Below are 18,385 nucleotides of genomic sequence, written 5' to 3' on the forward strand. Positions count from 1 at the left end.
TGCCACCAGCGCGTTACGCCCAGGCATTCAGCCTGTGCGCGCGGTCACTCGTCGAACAGCGTAGGCGCCGCTTGACCTGGTGCGTCGCTCGGGGCTTGCAACCCGAGATGCGCCCACGCGGTCGCTGTCGCTACTCGGCCACGAGGGGTTCTTGCCAGCATGCCAGCGCGTACCAGGTACGGCTCGCACACTTCCTCCACGGTAGTTGACTCTTCCCCCACGGCGACAGCCAAAGTCGAAATACCGACCGGTCCGCCGCCGAATGACTTGACCAGCGCGTTCAGCACGGCCCTGTCCAGGCGGTCCAGGCCCAGTTCGTCGACGTCGTAGACCTCGAGCGCGGCCCTGGCGACGTCAACTGTGACCGCACCGTTAGCTCGGACCTCCGCATAGTCACGCACGCGGCGCAGCAGCCGGTTGGCGATACGGGGTGTGCCACGCGAGCGCCGGGCGATCTCCACGGCGCCGTCTGGCCGCAGGTCAACGCCCAGAATCGTGGCTGAACGAGCGAGCACCTGCTCGAGTTCGTGCGGCTCGTAGAACTCCATGTGCGCGGTGAAGCCGAACCGGTCGCGCAACGGCCCGGTCAGCACGCCGGACCTCGTGGTGGCGCCGACCAGCGTGAACGGCGCGATGTCGAGGGGGATGCTGGTGGCGCCGGGGCCTTTGCCGACCACGACGTCCACCCGGAAGTCCTCCATCGCCAGGTAGAGCATCTCCTCGGCGGGCCGGGCGATCCGGTGGATCTCGTCGATGAACAGCACGTCGCCCTCGACCAGGTTGGACAGCATCGCCGCGAGGTCGCCCGCACGCTCGAGCGCGGGACCGGACGTGATCCGGATGGCGCTGCCCAACTCGGCGGCGATGATCATCGAGAGACTGGTTTTGCCGAGGCCGGGCGGGCCGGAAAGCAGTACGTGGTCGGGTGGCGCGCCGCGCCGCATGGCGCCTTCGAGCACCAGTTCCAGCTGCTCACGGACCCGTGCCTGGCCGACGAACTCGCTGAGCCGCTTCGGCCGCAGCGTCGCTTCGACGTCGCGATCCTCGGGTTCGGCGAGCGGAGACAGGGCGTCCTCGTCGGTCACGGGACCATCGTGCACGGCGCTCCCCTATCGCTTGCGACCGAGGATGGCCAGGGACTTGCGCAGCACCACCGACGTATCGCCCGCGGAATTCTCCGCGAGCACGCCGTCGACGGCCTGTTCGGCGGCTCTCTGTGCGAACCCGAGGCCGACGAGCGCTTCGACGACCGAGCTGCGCACGACGCTCGCGGTCGGCGCGACCGGCGACTCGCCGCCGGACGCGAGGGCGCCGACCTTGTCCCGCAGTTCGATGATCAGCCTCTCGGCGCCTTTCTTGCCGATGCCGGGGACCTGCGTGAGCATCGCGACGTTGCCCTCGGACAGGGCCGCCCTGAGCTTGTCGGGTTCCAGCACCGCGAGCATCGCCAGGCCGAGCCGTGGCCCGATGCCGGACACGGTCAGCAGCATGTAGAACAGGTCGCGCGCGTCCGTGTCGGCGAAACCGAACAGGGTCAACGAGTCCTCACGCACGATCAGCGCGGTGTAGAGCTGGGCTTCTTCGCCCCGGCGCAAGGTCGCCAGGCACGATGGCGCCGCCTGTATCGCGAAGCCGACCCCGCCGACCTCGATCACGGCGTGGTCGAGCCCGACCGACAGCACCGGGCCACGTACCGACGAGATCACCGCTTCGCTCCTTTTCGTGCTTGCGTGAGCCGGGCCTTGTGCACCCGGGCCAACTCGGCCGCGCGCTGCTCGGCTTCGGCGAGCCGAGCACGCATCGGCGCGCGCCAAATGTGACAGATGGCCAATGCGAGCGCGTCGGCGGCGTCCGCTGTGCCAGGCTTTTCCTGCAGCTTGAGCAGCCGCATCACCATCGCGGTCACCTGCGCCTTGTCGGCGCGGCCCGAACCGGTGACGGCCGCTTTGACCTCGCTGGGGGTATGGAACTCGACTTTCAGGCCGCGCCTGGCCGCGGCGACCGCGACCACGCCGCCAGCCTGCGCCGTGCCCATCGCCGTCTGCACGTTGTACTGGCTGAACACGCGCTCGACCGCGACCACGTCCGGCTTGTGCAGATCCAGCCAGTTCTCGACGGCGTTCGACACCGCGAGCAAGCGGTCGGCCAGTTCAGCCTCGACCGGCGTGCGGACCGTGTCCACCGCGACACAACTGACTTTGCGGCCGGTCCCGCCGTCGACCACAGCGATACCGCACCTGGTCAAGCCCGGGTCGACACCGAGCACACGCACACCATCACCCCTAAGAACGCTTGTTCGAGAGCGTAACGGGTGGGCTGTCCGCACACGCGCAGACACGCTTGTGGTTGGTTGGGAGCGTGACACCGGAAGAGATCATCAAGGCGTTGGACCTGCAGCCGTTGCCGGTGGAAGGCGGGCTGTACAAGGAGAACCTGAACGGCCACGCGCACGCGTCAGCGATCTACTACATGCTTGTCGCGCCGCAGTTCTCCCGGCTGCACAAGCTCGAGCACGTCGAGATCTTCGCGTATCACGCGGGCGCGCCTGCCCGGATGTTGTTGCTGCACCCCGACGGCACGGTCGAACGTCCGGTTCTTGGCATGGACCTGGCGGCTGGTCAGCGGCCTCAGGTGATCGTTCCGGCGGGAACGTGGCAGGCCACGGAAACACTCGGCGAATGGAGCCTGCTCGGCACGGTCATGGCACCGCCGTACAACGAAGACGGCGTGACCTTCGCCGAAGCAGGCCCGCTCGTCGCCAGCTATCCCGCTGCCGCCTCGGACATATCGCGCTTGGCCTGACGGCGTTCGGCACGTTTGTCCAGCAAGCTCAGCCAAGGTGCGGTCATCATCGTCGTCACGATGGCGACCAGCACCAGGACGCTGAACAGCGCCTGTGTCACGATGCCGACTTGTAGGCCGACGTTCAACGCGATCAATTGCATCAAGCCGCGGGCGTTCATCAGCACGCCGACCCGCATCGCGGTGTGGTTGGTCTCGCCTGTCAGCCGCGCCGCTGCCCAGCACGCACCGAACTTGCCGATCACCGCGACCGCGATGCTGCCCGACGCGAGCAGCATCAGCGGCACGGTGAACAGCAGGCCGAACGACGTGTTCAAGCCGGAGTAGGCGAAGAACAGCGGCAGGAACACGACTTTGGTGACCGAACTGATCGAGCTGACGACTCGGTCGGCCCGTTCGCCGCGCGGGAAGATGAAGCCGAGGCAAAAGCCGCCGAACACCGAATAGAGCCCGATCAGGTCGGTCCACCACGCGGCCGCGAACAGCACTACCGCCGTCGCCAGGACAAGGTGTTCCATGGCCATGCCCGGCCGCGACATGATCCACGCGAGGACAGGCTTGCCGACGAACCAGAGCACCAGGATGAACAGCAATGATCCGCCTGCGGTGACGAGGATGCGGTTGGGGTCACCGGTTGCGAGGCCGATCGTCAACGCCAGCAGGATCCACGCGACGCCGTCGTCGAGCGCACCCGCGGCCAATGACAGCGAGCCCTGACGTGTGTGGGTCAGGTTCCGTTCGCTGATGATCCGCGCCAGCATGGGGAACGCCGTGATCGCCAGGGTGACCCCGACGAACAACGCCGACACCCCAATCGGGACGCCTTCTTTAAGGGCGTCAACGTGTCCTTGGGTCACGAGGATCAGTGCGACGCCGAGCAGCAATGGCGCGGTGACCCCGGCGAGGGAGACCGCGCCGGCCGGGCGGCCCAGGCCGCGGACTTTGTGCTTGGCGAACTGGTGGCCGACTTCGAACATGAACGCGACCAGGCCGATGTGGCTGACCACGTACAGCATCGGGCGGACCGCGTCGGGGAACAGCCAGTCCTGTACGCCCGGAAGTAACAGCCCGAGCAGGGACGGTCCGAGCAGAACGCCTGCGATCATCTCGCCAACGACTGGCGGCTGGCCGATTCGCCGAGCGGCCATCACCACCACTCGGCACGTCAGCAGGATGACGACCGCGGCCAGGAAGAACCGCGCGGTAGTGGTGGCGATGTCCATGTGGTGCCCCTCAATCCACGGCCAGCCGGCCATTCAGTTGTTCGAAGTAGCGCCCGCACAGCCGCTGCCGTCGGGCGTCCCAGACCATGTAGCTGCCCAGTACGAGCTGGGTGATGCTCCGTGTCACGTCTTCGCAGCGGTCACGCAAGCGCATGACCGCCAGCCGCCTACCGACCGGTCGGGTGCCTTCCGACCGGTCGGTCAGGAGGCAGGGACCGCGGTTGGGGATCGATCGCGTGTGCGCCGCAGACGTGCGCAGTTCGAAACGCGCGAGCGTCGTTTGCGCGACGGCGCGCATCGTGACGGGCATTAGGCCGCGCGCCGGGCACGCGCGGTTGGCCGTCACGCCGTACGGGATGTGATTGACGTCTTTGGCGGAGAGCGTCTTCCACCGTTCCGGGTCGAACCGTTCCGGATGCTCGAAGCCCGCTTGGTGGAAATCGGGATAGTTGAACAGAAGCACCGAGCCGGTCGGGATCGTGCCGATCTCGCCGGTGGTGATGCGGTGCGCGACGCCGAACAACGGGTACAGGCGTAAGGCCTCGTCCATGACGTGGTCGAGGTTGATCGTGCCGTCCAGCAGTCCGCGCTGCACGTCAGGGTGTTGCGCGATCGCCATGAGCAGATGCGCCATCGCTTCGCTGGACTGCACCACCGCCGTGTTGAAGAATGTGCCCTGCAGGTACCAGGCCTGTTCCTGAACGGTGAGGACATCAGGCAACCGATGCGGTACTTCGCCTGCCTCGATGCGCGTGACCAAGTAACGCGTGAGCCGTTCACGGCGGGCCATGTGCCGCAGACCGCAGCACTTGAGCGACGTGACCACGTCGTTGGCGTTGCCGACGATCAGGTCGCGGGCGGTCTTCGGACAGGGTTCGTCAAAGACCATCTCGTAGTAGAACTCCGCCCAGATCGGCATCATCAGGTCACGAAGCCGGACCTCGTTGGTTGGCTTCGTCAAAAGTTGCCCGAGGACGCGGTCAGCGCACGCTTCGGCGACGGTCGCCGCCTTGGTGTGCGTGGCGGCCAGGATGCGCCGGGTTGTCCGGGCGACTTCGGTGTACCGCTCGCCGGGTTCGAGATGTTCCTGGTGCACCTGTGGTCCGGGGGCCAGCCAGTACCAGAACAAGTCGGACAACACGGCGCCGCGGCTGCGTCCGTTGGCTGCGGGGTGCTCGTACAGCGCGCGGAATTGGGTGACCTCGACCTGGATGCCTTCTTTGCCGTTGATGTGCGCGAAGATCCGCAGCCGTAATCGGACGACCAGTGCGGGTAACCAGAACGGCAGGCTGACCAGAAACCCGACCAGGGCGGCGAGGACGATGATCAACATCGGACCTCCCTGACGAGATCGCGCGCGACGTGGTCCACCGATGCGCAACCGCAGAACGCGAACGCACGGTCGGTTTCCGCGCGAAGCAGCTCCAGTACTTCGGTGACGCCTTCTTCGCCACGCGCCGCCAGGCCCCACAAAACGGGTCTGCCGATCCCGACAGCACGCGCGCCAAGTGCGAGCGCTTTGACGACATCCGTTCCGCGACGAACTCCGCCGTCGACGAGCACCGGCACGTCAACGGCCGCCGCGACGTCCGCCACCGCGTCGATCGCGGCGACGACGGTGTCCAGTTGACGACCGCCATGGTTGGACACGAACAGTCCGCTGACGCCGTGCTCAACCGCGGTCAACGCGTCGGCGGGGTGCAGGACTCCTTTGAGGACGATCGGCAGATCGGTCATGGCCACAACGCGGTCGATGTGGTCCCACGACAGTCCGGGAACCATCTCGATGTCGCGCACGCCGCCGTCAGCGGTGAGATCGCGCATGTTCTCGCAGTGCATGCCGGGTGGCAGATCGTGGAAGCCGTTGCGGTTATCGCGTTCCCGCCAGCCGAACACCGGCGAGTCGACCGTGACGACCAACGCGCGGCACCCGGCGTCCTCCGCGCGCCGGATCAACGTCCGCGTGATTCCGATATCAGATTGGATATAGGCCTGGAACCACAGAACGAGGTCGGCGCCGCCAGCCTTGGCGATGTCGCCGATCGACACGGTCGACGCCATGCTCGCGATCATGACCGTGCCGGCTTTCGCGGCCGCTCGCGCGGTCGCCTGTTCTCCTTGCGGATCGGCCAGCCGGTGAAACGCGGTTGGCGAGAGGACGACTGGCATCGTCACCTCGTTGCCGAACAACGTCGTGCACAGATCGCGTTGCGCGTGCCCGCGCAGCACGCGAGGCAACAGGCGAAGCCGGGCGAACGCGCGCTCGTTCGCCCGCACCGTCACCTCGTCGTCCGCGCCGCCCGCGATGAAGTCGTAGGCGTACCGCGGCAGCCGGTCCCGGGCCAGCGCCTCGAATTCCCTGACCGAGAACAGCATTACTTCGCCACGGACAGGACGGTCTGCGACAGCCGTTCGGCGAGGAAGTCGGTCAACGGCTTGCGGTGGTTCTCCTCACTCGTCCAGTCGTTTTCCAGGTTCTCGGCCACGTGGTGCTCCGCGAGCATGGCGCCACGCTGGAAATGACGTACGACCGGATGCAGATATGCCGCGTCATGCGCCTGCCCAGGGCTGTCCTGTGCGACGCGTTGCACGGTGATGTCGAAGGGGTCGACCTTGTCGTGGTCCGGACCGTATTCGAGGGTGATGGTGAAGTAGTTCTCGGCGAACCCGCTGTCGTGGGCGTAGTCGACCGGGACTTCTTCGAAGTACTCGGCGTCCGTGCCGTCCACGGCGATCAGGTCGCCGAGCATGCCGAACTGCTGCCACAGCGCCGAACTGCGGTTCACCCGGCCGATGATCGCGTCGGTCAACGCGGTCGCGTCGATCGGATACGAAACATGGGGCCACGACTGGCCGTGGTTCTTGCGCTCCAGGATCCGGTGCAGCGCCTTGACCGTGTAGCGGAAGCCGTGGATGAACCCGCTCGTGGACTTCTTGAAGTCACGGACCTGCATCACCGTGCCCGCGAAGTACAGGCCAGGCACGTTCGTGGACTGCCATTCGCTGGTCTGCGCGGGGAAACGGTCCTTGATCACCAGTTCCGGCGTGCAGTTCTCAGCGAAGATGGACGTGTCGAACCGGAACCCGGTGCACGCGATCACCCGGTCGTACGGGATGTCCTTGACGACCTCGTTGGCCCTGGAGAAGGTGACCGACGCGATGAACTTGTCGCCTTCTTGGCGGATACCGAGGATGTTGCCGTCGAGGATCGCGTTCTGCGACTTGAGCTGGTATGTGTCGAGGAAGTTGTTGTTGACCGCACGCAAATGCCCGACGTAGTGCGTCTTCCAGGCGAACTTGACCGAGTTCGGCCCGGCGACATGGATGACCGCGGCGGTCTCGACCAGGTTGTCGGCGGTCTCGAACGCCGAGTTGCCCTTGCCGATGATCAGCACGCGTTGGTCGACGAAGTCATGCGGGTCGACGCTGACGGTGGTGTACGGCTCGGCCAGGTCGATGCCCGGGATGTCCGGCAGGTACGGCTTTGACGGCCCAGTCGCGACGATCAACGTGGGCGCTTCGTAGACCTCACCGTTGTGGTCCACGACGCGGAAGTTCTTGTCCTTGCTGACTTCGACCGCCCGTGAGTTGTACCGGACGTTCAGGTCGAGCTTGGTCGCGTAGTCGCCGAGGTAGCGGACCATGTCGTCGGCGTTGGGGAAATAGCGCGGGCTGTATTTGGTGAAAAGCAGGCCGTCGTCGTCTGACAGCAACGAGTTCCAGTCCATCCGCAGGTTGAACTCGGGATCGCCGATCCCGGTGTGCGGCTTGTTGATCGAGATCAGCTGACGGTGGCGTGGGAACGTCTCGAAGAACGCTCCCGCCGACGAGCCGGCTTCGACCACTAAGTAATCCCGTCCGGCACGGTCGAGGAAGTAGGCCAGCTGCAGCCCGGCCGGACCGGCCCCGATCACCAGATAATCCGTGGTAATAGGCATGAATCCCCTCCATTGGGCACGCCTGTGCACGTGTGACAAGGGATGACTACGCACGTAACTACGATGTAGTTCGATAGTCGGACATTGTTATTTTTCCCAGTGTCAACGCCACCATCCGGCCGTTGTTTGGACGGAAACCAACTGGTATGCGCCAGTAGGCTTGCGCGGTGCCGAAGAGGATCTACGTCATCTCCAGTCGCGAGGATCGGCCAAAGGCACGGCAGTCTTTGGAGAAGGCCCTCGCCGACGCGGGCCACCGAGTGGCCGACGAACTGTCCTCAGACGTCGACGGCGCTGTGGTGGTCGTCGGTCCGGGTGCGCTGCATTCGTCGAAGGTCTTCGCGGCCACCCAGCAACTGCTCGCACTGCAGAACGTCAGATGGTTCCCCGTGGTCCCCCTGCTGGCCGACGGGATGGACCTGTCTCAGGTCAGGGCCAGCGCACTGCAAGTGCTCGGCGGTATCCAGATGTCCCGCGCGGATTCCCTGCAGCATCGGATCACCGACACGCTCGCTGCTCTTGGCGCAGGCGGGCAACTGCCAGCCGAGCGTGGGCACCATCCGTTCACCACGATCCGGGTGATCAACGCGTCTCCGCTTGGCGCCGTGAATTCGGTGGCGACAGGCGAGGTGGCGGGGAGACCTGTTGTCGCCGCCGCCCTGGACGACGGCCAGGTTCAGGTGTGGCAGCTGTTGGACCGAGCCGCCCGCCCGTTGGTCCTCACCGGCCACCATGCTCCGGTGTGGACGGTCGCGATCGGGCGTGCGCTTGACCGTGACGTCATCGTCAGCGGCGGAAACGACCGCACGGTCCGCGTCTGGGACGCCGTGACCGGCGACTCTCTGGCGGTCATCACAGGACACAAAAGCGGCGTGAACTGTGTGGCGATCTCGCCCACCGGGACGTATGTGGCCAGTGGAAGCGAAGTCACCGGAACGCTCTATTGGGAGTTGCACGAGGACGGTGCCAGTGAGGTGCCCGCTCCCAGTTTCAAGGCAGCCACCGCTGTCGCGTTCCACGGCGACGAAGTACTCGTCGGCACCGCTGAAGGAAAACTGCACCAGCTGAACCTCGAGGATCGGAGCAGCACGTCGATCGGTGGGCTGGGGGTCGCGGTGACCGCGGTAGCCGCCGACGGTCCGATCATGGTCAGTGGCGATGATGACGGATTCGTCCGCGAGTGGAACCACAGCCGGTCGAGGGAAAGCCACTCAGGCGGAGTTCGAACTGTGGCCGTGGGCGTTCTCGACGGCGTGGACGTCGCGGTGAGCGGCGGCAAGGACTGCCTTGTCCAGGTCTGGGAGTGGGCCACCGACAACATCCGCAAGCTCGAGGGGCACAGCCGAACCGTCCGCGGGGTCGCCATCGGGACCATCGAGGGCCAATCCGTCATCGTCAGCGGAGGGGATGACGGGACGGTCCGCATCTGGGGCGACGTTGTCGCGGACCATGTCGAGTGGCTCTCTGACTCGCCATCGAACGAAGACCTCCTCATGCGCCGCCCGCTCGCCCGCTCCGTGGCGGCGCGTTTGCGGCGGATGAACGACGACGAACCCGGCACGTCGTTTCTCGTGCACATCGACGGGCCGTGGGGCGCGGGCAAAAGCACGCTGCTGAAGTTCTTGGAGAAGGAACTGGAACCCGGCTTCACGCCGATCCACTTCAACGCGTGGGCCGAAGCAGGTGTCGGACCAGCGTGGTGGGCATTGCTGACCAAGCTCCGCACCGCGGTCAGCAAGCAGCGCCGATGGCCGGGACGCGTGTGGTTGCGCTTCCGGGAAGCCTTCGCGCGACTGCGGCGCGTCGGTGCTCCCGTGGCCTTGGCGTTCGCGGGCTTGATCGCGCTCGCTGGCCTCGTGTGGTGGTTGTTCTCCCCGGCGGCCATCAAACAGATATCCAATACGATCACCGGAGCGCTCGCCGCCATCGGGACGTTCGGCGCCGGCGCGTTGGTGGTCAGCCGCTTCCTGCTGTGGGACTCGGCGCGTGGCGCGAAGCTCTTCGAGCAGTCCAACACCAACCCCATGCTCGAAGTCACCCGGCATTTCGGCTGGCTGATGGCCCGCTCCAAGAAACCCGTCGTGTTCTTCATCGACGACTTGGACCGATGCCAGGACGCGTACGTCGTCGAGTTGCTCGACAGCGTCCAGACGCTCGTGCGCGACGCGAGCAAACGCAGCGCGCACTTCGTCGTCTCCGCCGACGGCGCGTGGATCCGCACGAGTTACGAGCTGGCCTACGAGAAGTTCAGCGAAGCCGTCTCGGCACCTGGGCAGCCACTCGGTTACCTGTTCCTCGACAAGTTCTTCCAGCTACGGATTCCGGTCCCGTCCATCGACGCCCCACGCCAGCAACAGTATTTGCGTGAACTGCTCAAGGGACCGGTGACGTCGACCAGGGAGCTTGCCGAAGAGGAGCACCGCGTACGCGAGCAACTGACCAGGAGTACCACCGAAGCACAGGTCATCGAGACGCTCGAGTCCGCGAGCGCCGAAGTGCGCGACCGGGTCGCAGAAACGGCACTCGACAAATTGACGACGCCAGAGGCCGTGGTGGCGACCGAACACAGCCTGCAGCGGTTCGCTCCCCTGCTGCCGGCGAACCCACGCACCATGAAACGGTTCGTCAACGCGTACAGCGCTTTGCGCGCCGTGCGAACTCTCGAAGGCAATCCGGTGCGCGTCGAGTCCCTGGCTCGGTGGACGGTCATCGAGATCCGCTGGCCGAGCCTCGCGGACTATCTGCGTGCCCATCCCGAGGCGATTTCGCTTGTCGGCACAGAGGAACTCGACGACGTGCCGGAACGACTGCGAGCCCTGTTCGGTGATCCAGCGCTACGGATGATCACGAAGGCCGATTTCGACGCGACGACAATCCGGTCATGCTGTGGCGTTTCGATCCCTACGGACCATTGACGCCGGGCATCCAGCTTTCCGGCCGACCGCTTTCGGTCAGGACGTGCTGCCAGGCCGCGAAGCCAGGGGGCGCGTCCGCGGACCACGGCCACAGTCCCTGGTCGGTCGGCGTGATGATCTGCAGCGCCGGGAAGTCGCCTTTGCGGTACAGCACGAACGCGCTGCCGAAGTACTCGAAGTAGTGGCCTTTGTTCACACGCTCGATCGTGACCGGCAGGCCCTCGAAGAAGCCGTCGTAGAGCTGGCCGGGCAAGAAGCGCTCACCGTTCTTGGCGCGATCGAGGTAAGCGTTGATCAGTACCGGCCCCATGCCTTCCGGCAGTCCGAGAACGACCGCCTCGGCGACACCGAAACGCCGCCACGCGCCGACCGAGAACGTGTAGCCCGCGCCTTCCTGATCCGGTGGGACGTCGATGACCGCACACCCATTGACTTCGGTCTCATGGAGCAGCCAGTCGCGGAATCTCTGTTCGTCAGGGTTCAGCGGCTCGGACACGTCGGCCATTCTGCCTGGTCACCTGATCGAGCGATAACCCGCCTTGGCCCTGCCGAACGCGTACAGCAGGTACCCCAATGCCAGCAAGGCGACGATGAACCCCGCGATCACACCGGGGAAGCTCGGTGCGCCAGGGTTGAGGAAACGGCCGTAGAGTCGCAAATCCGCGGCCACGTAGTAGATCAAGTACAGCAGCGGGTAACCGAGCCAGCTGATCGGGTGCCACCACTTCATCGCGCGTTGATTCCGGCCGACGACCAGGAAGTCAGCGAGCACGGCCAATGGCGTGATCATGTGCTCGAACAACGAGTACGCGCGACTTAGGTTGCCGCTCAACAACGTCATGTACGTGACGCACACCAGCAGCAACAAGACCGTCATCGCGCCACGCAACCACGGCGACCGGGGCTCGGCACGACCCGTCACCAACGGATACACCGCCAGCCCGGTGTAAACGACACCGGTCAGCAGACTGGCCTGCTGACTCAACGCGGTCAGCGGGTCAGGCAACCAGTTGACTGCGAGGAAGAACCCAAGGAACCCGCAGAAGGCAACGAACAGACGCCACGCGAAAACCCCGGGCACAGCCCGGGGTCTCGGCAGAACAGCTTCGTCGGCGGTCAGCCCACCGCCTCCATAACCTCGTCGCTGACGTCAAAGTTGGCGTAGACGTTCTGCACGTCGTCGCAGTCTTCGAGCGCGTCGATCAGCTTGAAGACCTTCTTGGCGCCTTCGACGTCCAGCGGCACCGAAACCGACGGCAGGAAGCTCGACTCCGCGGACTCGTAGTCGTAACCCGCGTCCTGGACCGCCTTGCGCACGGATACCAGGTCGGTCGCTTCGGAGACGATCTCGAAGCTCTCGCCGAGGTTGTTGACCTCTTCGGCGCCCGCGTCGATGACGGCCATCAGCACGTCGTCCTCGGCGAGCCCGCTCGACGGGATCAGCACGACGCCCTTGCGGTTGAACAGATAGGACACCGAGCCCGGGTCGGCCATCGAGCCACCGTTGCGGGTCATCGCGGTACGGACCTCACCAGCCGCACGGTTGCGGTTGTCGGTCAGGCACTCGACCAGCAGAGCCACGCCGTTGGGGCCGTAGCCCTCGTACATGATCGTCTGCCACTCGGCGCCACCGGCTTCCTCACCGGCGCCGCGCTTACGGGCCCGCTCGATGTTGTCCAGCGGGACCGAGTTCTTGCGCGCCTTCTGCATGGCGTCGTACAGCGTGGGGTTGCCGTCCGGGTCGCCCCCGCCGGTCCGCGCGGCGACTTCGATGTTCTTGATCAGCTTCGCGAACAGCTTGCCACGCTTGGCGTCGAGGGCGGCCTTCTTGTGCTTGGTAGTCGCCCACTTGGAGTGGCCGCTCATCTCTCCTCCGTCGTCTACGCGCCAGTCAGGACGCCCGAACTATCTCCGTGAACAGCCGGTGCACCCGCCCGTCGCCGGTGAGCTCCGGGTGGAAGGCAGTGGCCAGCACGGACCGTTGCCGAACCGCGACGATCCTACCGGCGGCCGGTCCCGCAGTTTCGGTATCCGGCACCGTAGCGAGCACCTCCACCTCAGGAGACACCGACTCCACCCATGGCGCACGGATGAACACGGCGTGCAACGGCCCGCCGTCGACACCGGTGAACTCCAGGTCCTCCTCGAACGAGTCGACCTGCCGCCCGAACGCGTTGCGCCGCACGATCATGTCGATCCCGTCCAGTTGATGCTGGTCAGGGCGTCCGTCCAGGACCTTCGAGGCCAACATGATCATGCCGGCGCACGACCCGTACGCGGGCAGCCCGTCGGCGATCCGCGCCTTCAGCGGCTGGAGCAACTCGAAGGTCTCCAGCAGCCGTGACATGGTCGTGGACTCGCCACCGGGCAGCACGATCCCGTGCAGCCCGTCGAGTTCTTCGACCCGCCGCACCGGCCGGACCTGCACGTCACACGCTGTCAGGGCAGCAGCGTGCTCGCGCACGTCGCCCTGCAACGCGAGCACACCGACAACTGGCTGAGCCGTCAACCTGGGTTCCCCTCCCGAAACGCCTCCTACCAGCTTAGAAGATCAGTTCTCGGTGTACGCCTTCAGCGCCTGGTTGGCAGCTTCGAACTCCGCGACGAGGATCTCCCGGCCGCTGGCCATGGCCTGGCCGACCATCGAACCGGAGACCCGGGCACAGGCTCGCCCGCGATGACCTCTAGCGTCGGGTGCCACTGTTTGTACTGGTCAAAGGCAACAAGGACGCGCCAGACCCGGTCCGCCGGCGCGTCGATCACGACGGACGTGACCACTTCATTTTCCTGCATCGTTGTCGCACAGCGGTTCCGTGAACGAGCCAAACTTCTCCGACATCATATTTCAGATACGATCCACCGCGAACGTCCTGACATGGATGCCGGAGCCGTCGCCACCGAGTTGCTCGCCTTCCTGGAAGGCGCGGTCACCCTGTGGCTGCTCGACCCCGGCACCGTTGACTTGCCCGCGTTGTACCGCCGGTACCTCGACCGGCTGTTCTAGTCGGCGGTTACGGACTCACGGCGGCGGGAGATCACGCGCCAGCCGATGGCCAGCGCGATGACAATCGCGGGCAGCGAATAGAACGCGATCCGTTCGGCGCCGTCAGAGAACGCCATCAGCACGATGACGAGTGCGAGGAACCCGAGCGTTGCCCAACCGGTGTACGGCGCACCTGGCATCCGGTAGTCGGGGCGTTCCAGTTCGCCGCGCAACGCCGCTTGCCGCAGACGGATCTGACAGAAGACCAACGTCGCCCAGGTGGCGACCACGCCAAGCGAGGCGATGGCGATCGCGATGTCGAACGCCTCCTTGGGCACGAGGTAGTTCAACACCACGCCGAACACGTAAGCGACCGAGGTGAACAGGATGCCGCCGTACGGCACGTGCCGTGCGTTCATCTTGCCGACGAACTTCGGCGCCTCGCCCTTTTCGGCCAACGCCCGCAAGATTCGTCCGGTCGAGTACAGGCCGGAGTTGCACGACGAAAGCGCCGCGGTCAGGACCACCGCGTTCATGATGTCGCCGACACCCGGGATGCCCAGGCGGGAGAACACCGTGACGAACGGACTTTCGCCGCCGTTGTAGAAGGGCCACGGCAGCAGCATCGCCAGCAGCAGCACCGAGCCGACGTAGAAGATCGCGATCCGCCACACCACGCTGTTGATCGCCCTCGGCAGCACCTTGTGCGGGTCCTTGGTCTCCCCAGCCGCGATTCCGACCAACTCGATCGACGAGTACGCGAAGATCACTGCCTGCAGGGTCATCAGCGCGATCCCGATACCGGCGGGGAAGAAACCGCCGTGCTCGGTCAGGTTGCCGATGCCCGCCGGGGTTCCGCCGATGTCCGCGGCGGTCACCACCAGGCCGAGGCCGACCACCAGGAACACCACGATGGCCAGCACCTTGATCAGCGAGAACCAGAACTCCAGCTCGCCGAACAGCTTCACCGACAACAGGTTGACCGCGAGCAGGACGGCCAGCGCGATCATCGCGGTGATCCACTGCGGCACGTCCGGCAACCACCGGTGCACGTAGATGGCGACCGCGGTGATCTCCGCGATGCCGGTCATCGCCCAGTTCACCCAGTACATCCAGCCTGAGGCGAAGCCCGCCCACGGGCCGATGAACCTGCGCGCGTAGGTCACGAAACTGCCCGAGTGGGGCTCGTGCATGACCAACTCGCCCAATGCCCGCATCACGAAGAACGCCGCGAGGCCGCACAACGCGTACGACAAGACCAGCGACGGACCGGCCTGGTTGAGTCTTCCGCCGGCACCGAGGAACAGCCCAACACCGATCGCACCACCGATGGCGATCATCTGTACCTGGCGTTTGCCCAGCGCCTTGCGGTAACCGTCTACATCGACCGAGTCCATAGCTGCCGAACCGTAGAGTTTGGACCCGCGAATGATCGAGACCCCTTAAGGAAAACTTAGCGTGAGTCGAACGTCACAATCGGTCATGAGCTGGGGTTGGCTCGCCGAGCAGCCGGGCGCAGGCCGCCTCGCTGCGCCCGGTCGCCGGTGTCGACGAAGTGCACCAAAACTGTCCTAAAGGGACGCTGTCGCACGCCGCTGAGTGAACGCTAAGCGTTGTGCCGGGCGACGGCGTGGAACGCTTCCTTCGGCTCCCAGCGGTAAGGCGAGTACGGATCGGCGTAGTGCTGCCGGATCACTTTGACCAGACTGAACGCGCTGATGTCGAGGTCGCGTTCACGGACGGGCGAGTGCGGCGCCTCGGGGTTGATGAAGGTGTAGATGTGCGCGGGCATCCCCTCGGCCGCGAAGATCCGCAACATCCGAGTGATGTGCTCAGCCTGGACACGTTCGTCGCGAACGAAACCCGGCTTGATCACTGGCGGATCCTGTGTGTAGTCGACGATGTCGTAGCCGCCCGCGCCTCGCTCTGGCGCGCCGGGATACGTGCAGCAGCCGGACTCCAGGATCGTGATGGGCTTGTTCCACTTGCGGTACTGCGCGAGATCGGCGTGGTATTCGGCGTCGGTCTTGAAATACGGGTAGTAGTCCAGGCCGACGATGTCGAACAGCGACCAGTCCACTGGCTCGAAGAACGCGCCGCCATAGGTGACAGTCCCCCGGAAGTTGGCACGCGCGGTATCCGCGGCCTTGCCGAGGAACGTGTTGAGCCGCTGGTAGATGTTCGGCCATTCCTCGGGCGGGATGGTGCCGACGGCCGCGATGCGTTCCTGGAAGTTGGCGCCCGGAATGATTCCCGGCGTGAACAGCAGGTGTTCGCACCCTGCGGCGAAGATGACCTTGCCGCCGCGCCTGCATAGCTTTTCGGCCTGACGCGCTGACTCGGCGAGATGGTCGAGCACCTCGTTCTGCGGATGGTCGTACAGACGCGGTTGCACGTAGACGGTCATCCCGCGTTCGACTGCGGCCCGCGCCGTGGCTGTCAGCCGATCGATGTCGGTACCGAAGACGGAGATCGACGGGCAGCGCAACCGTCGGCTGATCGCGTCCAGTTCCTGTTCCATCAGCTTGCGGCTCCAGCTCACACGGCTCAGCGGCATGTCCGGGAAGTGCAGAGTTCCGGTGTCGTAGGTGACCCCTGCTTTCAGCCGTTGCCCCGCATTCGCCTCTCCTGCCAGGCCTAACGCGGCCAGGCCACCCACTGCTGCCGCACGTAAGAACGTCGCCCTTTTCATATTTTATCCCATGTCTGGTTGGTCAGCTAAGATACTGGTCATGCAACCAGAAAATGAGCGAAGCGACCAGGGACGGCGCTCGTTCATCGAGGCGGCCCGGCGCGCACAGATCGTCGACGCGGCGATCGAGACCATCGTCGAGCTGGGTTACGCCAAGGCGTCCTTCGCGCAGATCGCTCGTCGCGCCGGTGTGAGCGCGGGCTTGATCAGCTACCACTTCGCCAACCGGGAAGAGCTGATCAACCAGGTGATGATCACCGTGCACGAGTCGATGGACGCCGACCTCACCACCAAGACCGAAGGCTCAGGCAGCTATGCGGTGTCGTTGCGGCGGTTGATCGAGGGGTACGTGCATTACTGCGCAGCGCATCCGAAGGAACTGATCGCGATTAGCCGGATCGCGGCGAACGCGACTGAGGCGCGCGAGTGGGCCGACGGACAACGCGACGCCACGCTCGACGAGCTGGAAGACATGTTCCGCGAGGGACAGCAAGCCGGTGAGTACCGGGATTTTGCGCCACGGGTGATGGCGCTGACGTTGATGGCCGCGTTGGAGGCCGTGCCTCGCGAGCTCTTCGAACGGCCGGATACCGAGGTCGCCGCGTACGCGACCGAACTTGCCGACGTGTTCGACCACGCCACACGCAAAACAGCCCCGTGAGCGGGCGACGCTCACGGGGCCTGTTTCAGATTTCGTATCGGATTACCAGCCGCGCTCGGCCAGGCGGTGCGGCTGCGGGATCTCGTCGACGTTGATGCCGACCATCGCCTCGCCCAGGCCACGCGACACCTTGGCGATCACGTCGGGGTCGTCGTAGAAGGTCGTGGCCTTCACGATCGCCTCCGCGCGCTGCGCCGGGTTTCCGGACTTGAAGATGCCGGAACCAACGAACACGCCCTCGGCGCCGAGCTGCATCATCATCGCGGCGTCCGCGGGAGTGGCGATACCACCGGCAGTGAACAGCACGACCGGCAGCTTGCCGAGCTCAGCGACCTCCTTGACCAGCTCGTACGGCGCCTGCAGCTCCTTGGCTGCCACGTACAGCTCGTCCTCGGGCAGGTTCTGCAGGCGGCGGATCTCCTGGCGGATCTTGCGCATGTGCGTGGTGGCGTTGGAGACGTCACCGGTACCGGCCTCGCCCTTGGAGCGGATCATGGCCGCGCCCTCGGTGATCCGGCGCAGCGCCTCGCCCAGGTTGGTCGCGCCACAGACGAAGGGCACGGTGAACTGCCACTTGTCGATGTGGTTGGCGTAATCGGCCGGGGTCAGCACCTCGGACTCGTCGATGTAGTCCACGCCCAGCGACTGCAGGACCTGCGCCTCGACGAAGTGACCGATCCGGGCCTTGGCCATGACCGGGATCGACACGGCGGCGATGATGCCGTCGATCATGTCCGGGTCGCTCATCCGGGACACGCCGCCCTGCGCGCGGATGTCGGCGGGCACGCGCTCCAGCGCCATGACCGCGACAGCGCCGGCGTCTTCGGCGATCTTCGCCTGCTCCGGGGTGACCACGTCCATGATCACTCCGCCCTTGAGCATCTCCGCCATACCGCGCTTCACACGGGCGGTCCCGGTCTGCGGGACGGATTCTGGGCTGGTGGTCACGGAAGTCGTCCTCTCGACGTAACGATTGGTTCACCTCGAATCGTACGGCGGGTGTGGCCACTTCCAACGGGCCAATCTAACCCAATATCACCAGGCCACTTCACCAAAGCCCCAGCGTGTGGCCCCTGTCACCCCTTAACAGCGGATGGCGACGCCGTTACTACCACTGGATGGCAGAAGACCGCCGGGGTTGTCCCCGACCTGCAAAGGGGTGTGAGATCGA

General features: G+C 65.4%; 18 protein-coding genes and 1 pseudogene. 4 read left to right on the plus strand and 15 right to left on the minus strand.

Annotated features, from left to right (window positions below):
• Window positions 1-44: 44 nt before the first annotated feature.
• The 3 genes from ruvB to ruvC are packed head-to-tail and all read right to left on the minus strand — an operon-like array spanning window position 45 to window position 2,272.
• Window positions 45-1,085, minus strand: a complete 1,041-nt coding sequence (ruvB, locus tag B9C43_RS35180) for a Holliday junction branch migration DNA helicase RuvB (protein ID WP_084431035.1) — start codon at window positions 1,083-1,085, stop codon at window positions 45-47.
• Between the two features lie 24 nt (window positions 1,086-1,109).
• Entirely contained in the window at window positions 1,110-1,706 is a 597-nt protein-coding gene (gene ruvA, locus B9C43_RS35185) for a Holliday junction branch migration protein RuvA (protein ID WP_084431036.1), read from the minus strand.
• Window positions 1,703-2,272 (minus strand): crossover junction endodeoxyribonuclease RuvC, encoded by a 570-nt coding sequence (ruvC, locus tag B9C43_RS35190; RefSeq protein ID WP_033379977.1) that lies wholly within the window; start codon window positions 2,270-2,272, stop codon window positions 1,703-1,705. Before ruvC ends, ruvA begins: the two co-directional genes overlap by 4 nt.
• A gap of 86 nt (window positions 2,273-2,358) precedes the next feature.
• Between ruvC and B9C43_RS35195 the strand changes: the two genes are divergently transcribed.
• Window positions 2,359-2,802, plus strand: a complete 444-nt coding sequence (locus B9C43_RS35195; protein WP_033379982.1) for a cupin domain-containing protein — start codon at window positions 2,359-2,361, stop codon at window positions 2,800-2,802.
• Here the strand turns inward: B9C43_RS35195 and B9C43_RS35200 are convergent.
• The 4 genes from B9C43_RS35200 to B9C43_RS35215 are packed head-to-tail and all read right to left on the minus strand — an operon-like array spanning window position 2,763 to window position 7,963.
• Window positions 2,763-4,025, minus strand: a complete 1,263-nt coding sequence (locus B9C43_RS35200) for a cation:proton antiporter (protein ID WP_084431037.1) — start codon at window positions 4,023-4,025, stop codon at window positions 2,763-2,765. The two genes, B9C43_RS35195 and B9C43_RS35200, sit on opposite strands and share 40 nt — an antisense overlap.
• Before the next feature lie 10 nt (window positions 4,026-4,035).
• The gene (locus B9C43_RS35205; protein ID WP_084431038.1) at window positions 4,036-5,358 is read right to left on the minus strand and encodes a cytochrome P450; all 1,323 of its coding nucleotides are present in this window, start codon (window positions 5,356-5,358) and stop codon (window positions 4,036-4,038) included.
• Window positions 5,352-6,401, minus strand: coding sequence for an alpha-hydroxy acid oxidase (locus tag B9C43_RS35210; RefSeq protein ID WP_143446814.1), 1,050 nt, complete (start codon window positions 6,399-6,401; stop codon window positions 5,352-5,354). The genes B9C43_RS35205 and B9C43_RS35210 overlap by 7 nt, the downstream gene beginning before the upstream one ends.
• Window positions 6,401-7,963: an NAD(P)-binding domain-containing protein gene (locus tag B9C43_RS35215; RefSeq protein ID WP_084431039.1), complete on the minus strand. Its 1,563-nt coding sequence runs from the start codon at window positions 7,961-7,963 to the stop codon at window positions 6,401-6,403. Before B9C43_RS35215 ends, B9C43_RS35210 begins: the two co-directional genes overlap by 1 nt.
• Before the next feature lie 167 nt (window positions 7,964-8,130).
• On the opposite strand from B9C43_RS35215, the gene B9C43_RS35220 reads away from it, so the two are divergent.
• Window positions 8,131-10,878, plus strand: coding sequence for a P-loop NTPase fold protein (locus B9C43_RS35220; RefSeq protein WP_084431040.1), 2,748 nt, complete (start codon window positions 8,131-8,133; stop codon window positions 10,876-10,878).
• Here B9C43_RS35220 and B9C43_RS35225 read toward each other — a convergent pair.
• The 5 genes and pseudogenes from B9C43_RS35225 to B9C43_RS60255 form a co-directional block, all read right to left on the minus strand.
• Entirely contained in the window at window positions 10,865-11,383 is a 519-nt protein-coding gene (locus B9C43_RS35225) for a DUF4262 domain-containing protein (protein ID WP_084431041.1), read from the minus strand. The two genes, B9C43_RS35220 and B9C43_RS35225, sit on opposite strands and share 14 nt — an antisense overlap.
• Before the next feature lie 9 nt (window positions 11,384-11,392).
• Window positions 11,393-11,959, minus strand: a complete 567-nt coding sequence (locus B9C43_RS35230) for a hypothetical protein (RefSeq protein WP_084431042.1) — start codon at window positions 11,957-11,959, stop codon at window positions 11,393-11,395.
• 35 nt (window positions 11,960-11,994) lie between these two features.
• Window positions 11,995-12,744 carry a YebC/PmpR family DNA-binding transcriptional regulator gene (locus tag B9C43_RS35235; RefSeq protein ID WP_033379987.1) on the minus strand — a complete coding sequence of 250 codons (750 nt, stop codon included), beginning with the start codon at window positions 12,742-12,744 and terminating at the stop codon, window positions 11,995-11,997.
• A gap of 25 nt (window positions 12,745-12,769) precedes the next feature.
• Window positions 12,770-13,387 carry a pyridoxal 5'-phosphate synthase glutaminase subunit PdxT gene (gene pdxT, locus B9C43_RS35240; protein WP_084431043.1) on the minus strand — a complete coding sequence of 206 codons (618 nt, stop codon included), beginning with the start codon at window positions 13,385-13,387 and terminating at the stop codon, window positions 12,770-12,772.
• Window positions 13,388-13,551: 164 nt separating this feature from the next.
• Window positions 13,552-13,671 (minus strand): annotated as a pseudogene (locus B9C43_RS60255) (SRPBCC family protein); the annotation flags it as partial.
• An 82-nt stretch (window positions 13,672-13,753) separates the two neighbouring features.
• Here B9C43_RS60255 and B9C43_RS60260 point away from each other — a divergent pair.
• A complete protein-coding gene (locus B9C43_RS60260) occupies window positions 13,754-13,882 on the plus strand; it encodes a hypothetical protein (RefSeq protein WP_407657146.1) in 129 nt (42 codons plus the stop codon).
• On the opposite strand, the gene B9C43_RS35250 is transcribed toward B9C43_RS60260, so the two are convergent.
• Together B9C43_RS35250 and B9C43_RS35255 are read right to left on the minus strand one after the other, a co-directional pair.
• The gene (locus tag B9C43_RS35250) at window positions 13,879-15,258 is read right to left on the minus strand and encodes an amino acid permease (RefSeq protein ID WP_084431045.1); all 1,380 of its coding nucleotides are present in this window, start codon (window positions 15,256-15,258) and stop codon (window positions 13,879-13,881) included. The genes B9C43_RS60260 and B9C43_RS35250 overlap by 4 nt on opposite strands.
• 209 nt (window positions 15,259-15,467) lie before the next feature.
• Window positions 15,468-16,553, minus strand: coding sequence for an abortive phage infection protein (locus B9C43_RS35255; protein WP_143446816.1), 1,086 nt, complete (start codon window positions 16,551-16,553; stop codon window positions 15,468-15,470).
• 40 nt (window positions 16,554-16,593) lie between these two features.
• Between B9C43_RS35255 and B9C43_RS35260 the strand changes: the two genes are divergently transcribed.
• Window positions 16,594-17,214 (plus strand): TetR/AcrR family transcriptional regulator, encoded by a 621-nt coding sequence (locus B9C43_RS35260; protein ID WP_160096903.1) that lies wholly within the window; start codon window positions 16,594-16,596, stop codon window positions 17,212-17,214.
• 42 nt (window positions 17,215-17,256) lie between these two features.
• Here B9C43_RS35260 and pdxS read toward each other — a convergent pair whose 3' ends face one another.
• Complete coding sequence (pdxS, locus tag B9C43_RS35265; RefSeq protein WP_084431048.1) at window positions 17,257-18,162, minus strand: pyridoxal 5'-phosphate synthase lyase subunit PdxS; 906 nt, start codon at window positions 18,160-18,162, stop codon at window positions 17,257-17,259.
• Between the last annotated feature and the right edge of the window lie 223 nt (window positions 18,163-18,385).

Origin of the sequence: Kibdelosporangium aridum, from assembly GCF_900176515.1 — a bacterium.
GTDB lineage: Bacteria > Actinomycetota > Actinomycetes > Mycobacteriales > Pseudonocardiaceae > Kibdelosporangium > Kibdelosporangium aridum.

Bases quoted from the DNA above. Each gene is read 5' to 3' on its own strand.
- B9C43_RS35200 (WP_084431037.1), bottom strand. From the start codon at position 4,025: ATGGACATCGCCACCACTACCGCGCGGTTCTTCCTGGCCGCGGTCGTC.
- B9C43_RS35205 (WP_084431038.1), bottom strand. From the start codon at position 5,358: ATGTTGATCATCGTCCTCGCCGCCCTGGTCGGGTTTCTGGTCAGCCTG.
- B9C43_RS35210 (WP_143446814.1), bottom strand. From the start codon at position 6,401: ATGCTGTTCTCGGTCAGGGAATTCGAGGCGCTGGCCCGGGACCGGCTG.
- B9C43_RS35215 (WP_084431039.1), bottom strand. From the start codon at position 7,963: ATGCCTATTACCACGGATTATCTGGTGATCGGGGCCGGTCCGGCCGGG.
- B9C43_RS35225 (WP_084431041.1), bottom strand. From the start codon at position 11,383: ATGGCCGACGTGTCCGAGCCGCTGAACCCTGACGAACAGAGATTCCGC.
- B9C43_RS35235 (WP_033379987.1), bottom strand. From the start codon at position 12,744: ATGAGCGGCCACTCCAAGTGGGCGACTACCAAGCACAAGAAGGCCGCC.
- B9C43_RS60260 (WP_407657146.1), top strand. From the start codon at position 13,754: ATGGATGCCGGAGCCGTCGCCACCGAGTTGCTCGCCTTCCTGGAAGGC.
- B9C43_RS35250 (WP_084431045.1), bottom strand. From the start codon at position 15,258: ATGGACTCGGTCGATGTAGACGGTTACCGCAAGGCGCTGGGCAAACGC.
- B9C43_RS35255 (WP_143446816.1), bottom strand. From the start codon at position 16,553: ATGAAAAGGGCGACGTTCTTACGTGCGGCAGCAGTGGGTGGCCTGGCC.
- B9C43_RS35260 (WP_160096903.1), top strand. From the start codon at position 16,594: ATGCAACCAGAAAATGAGCGAAGCGACCAGGGACGGCGCTCGTTCATC.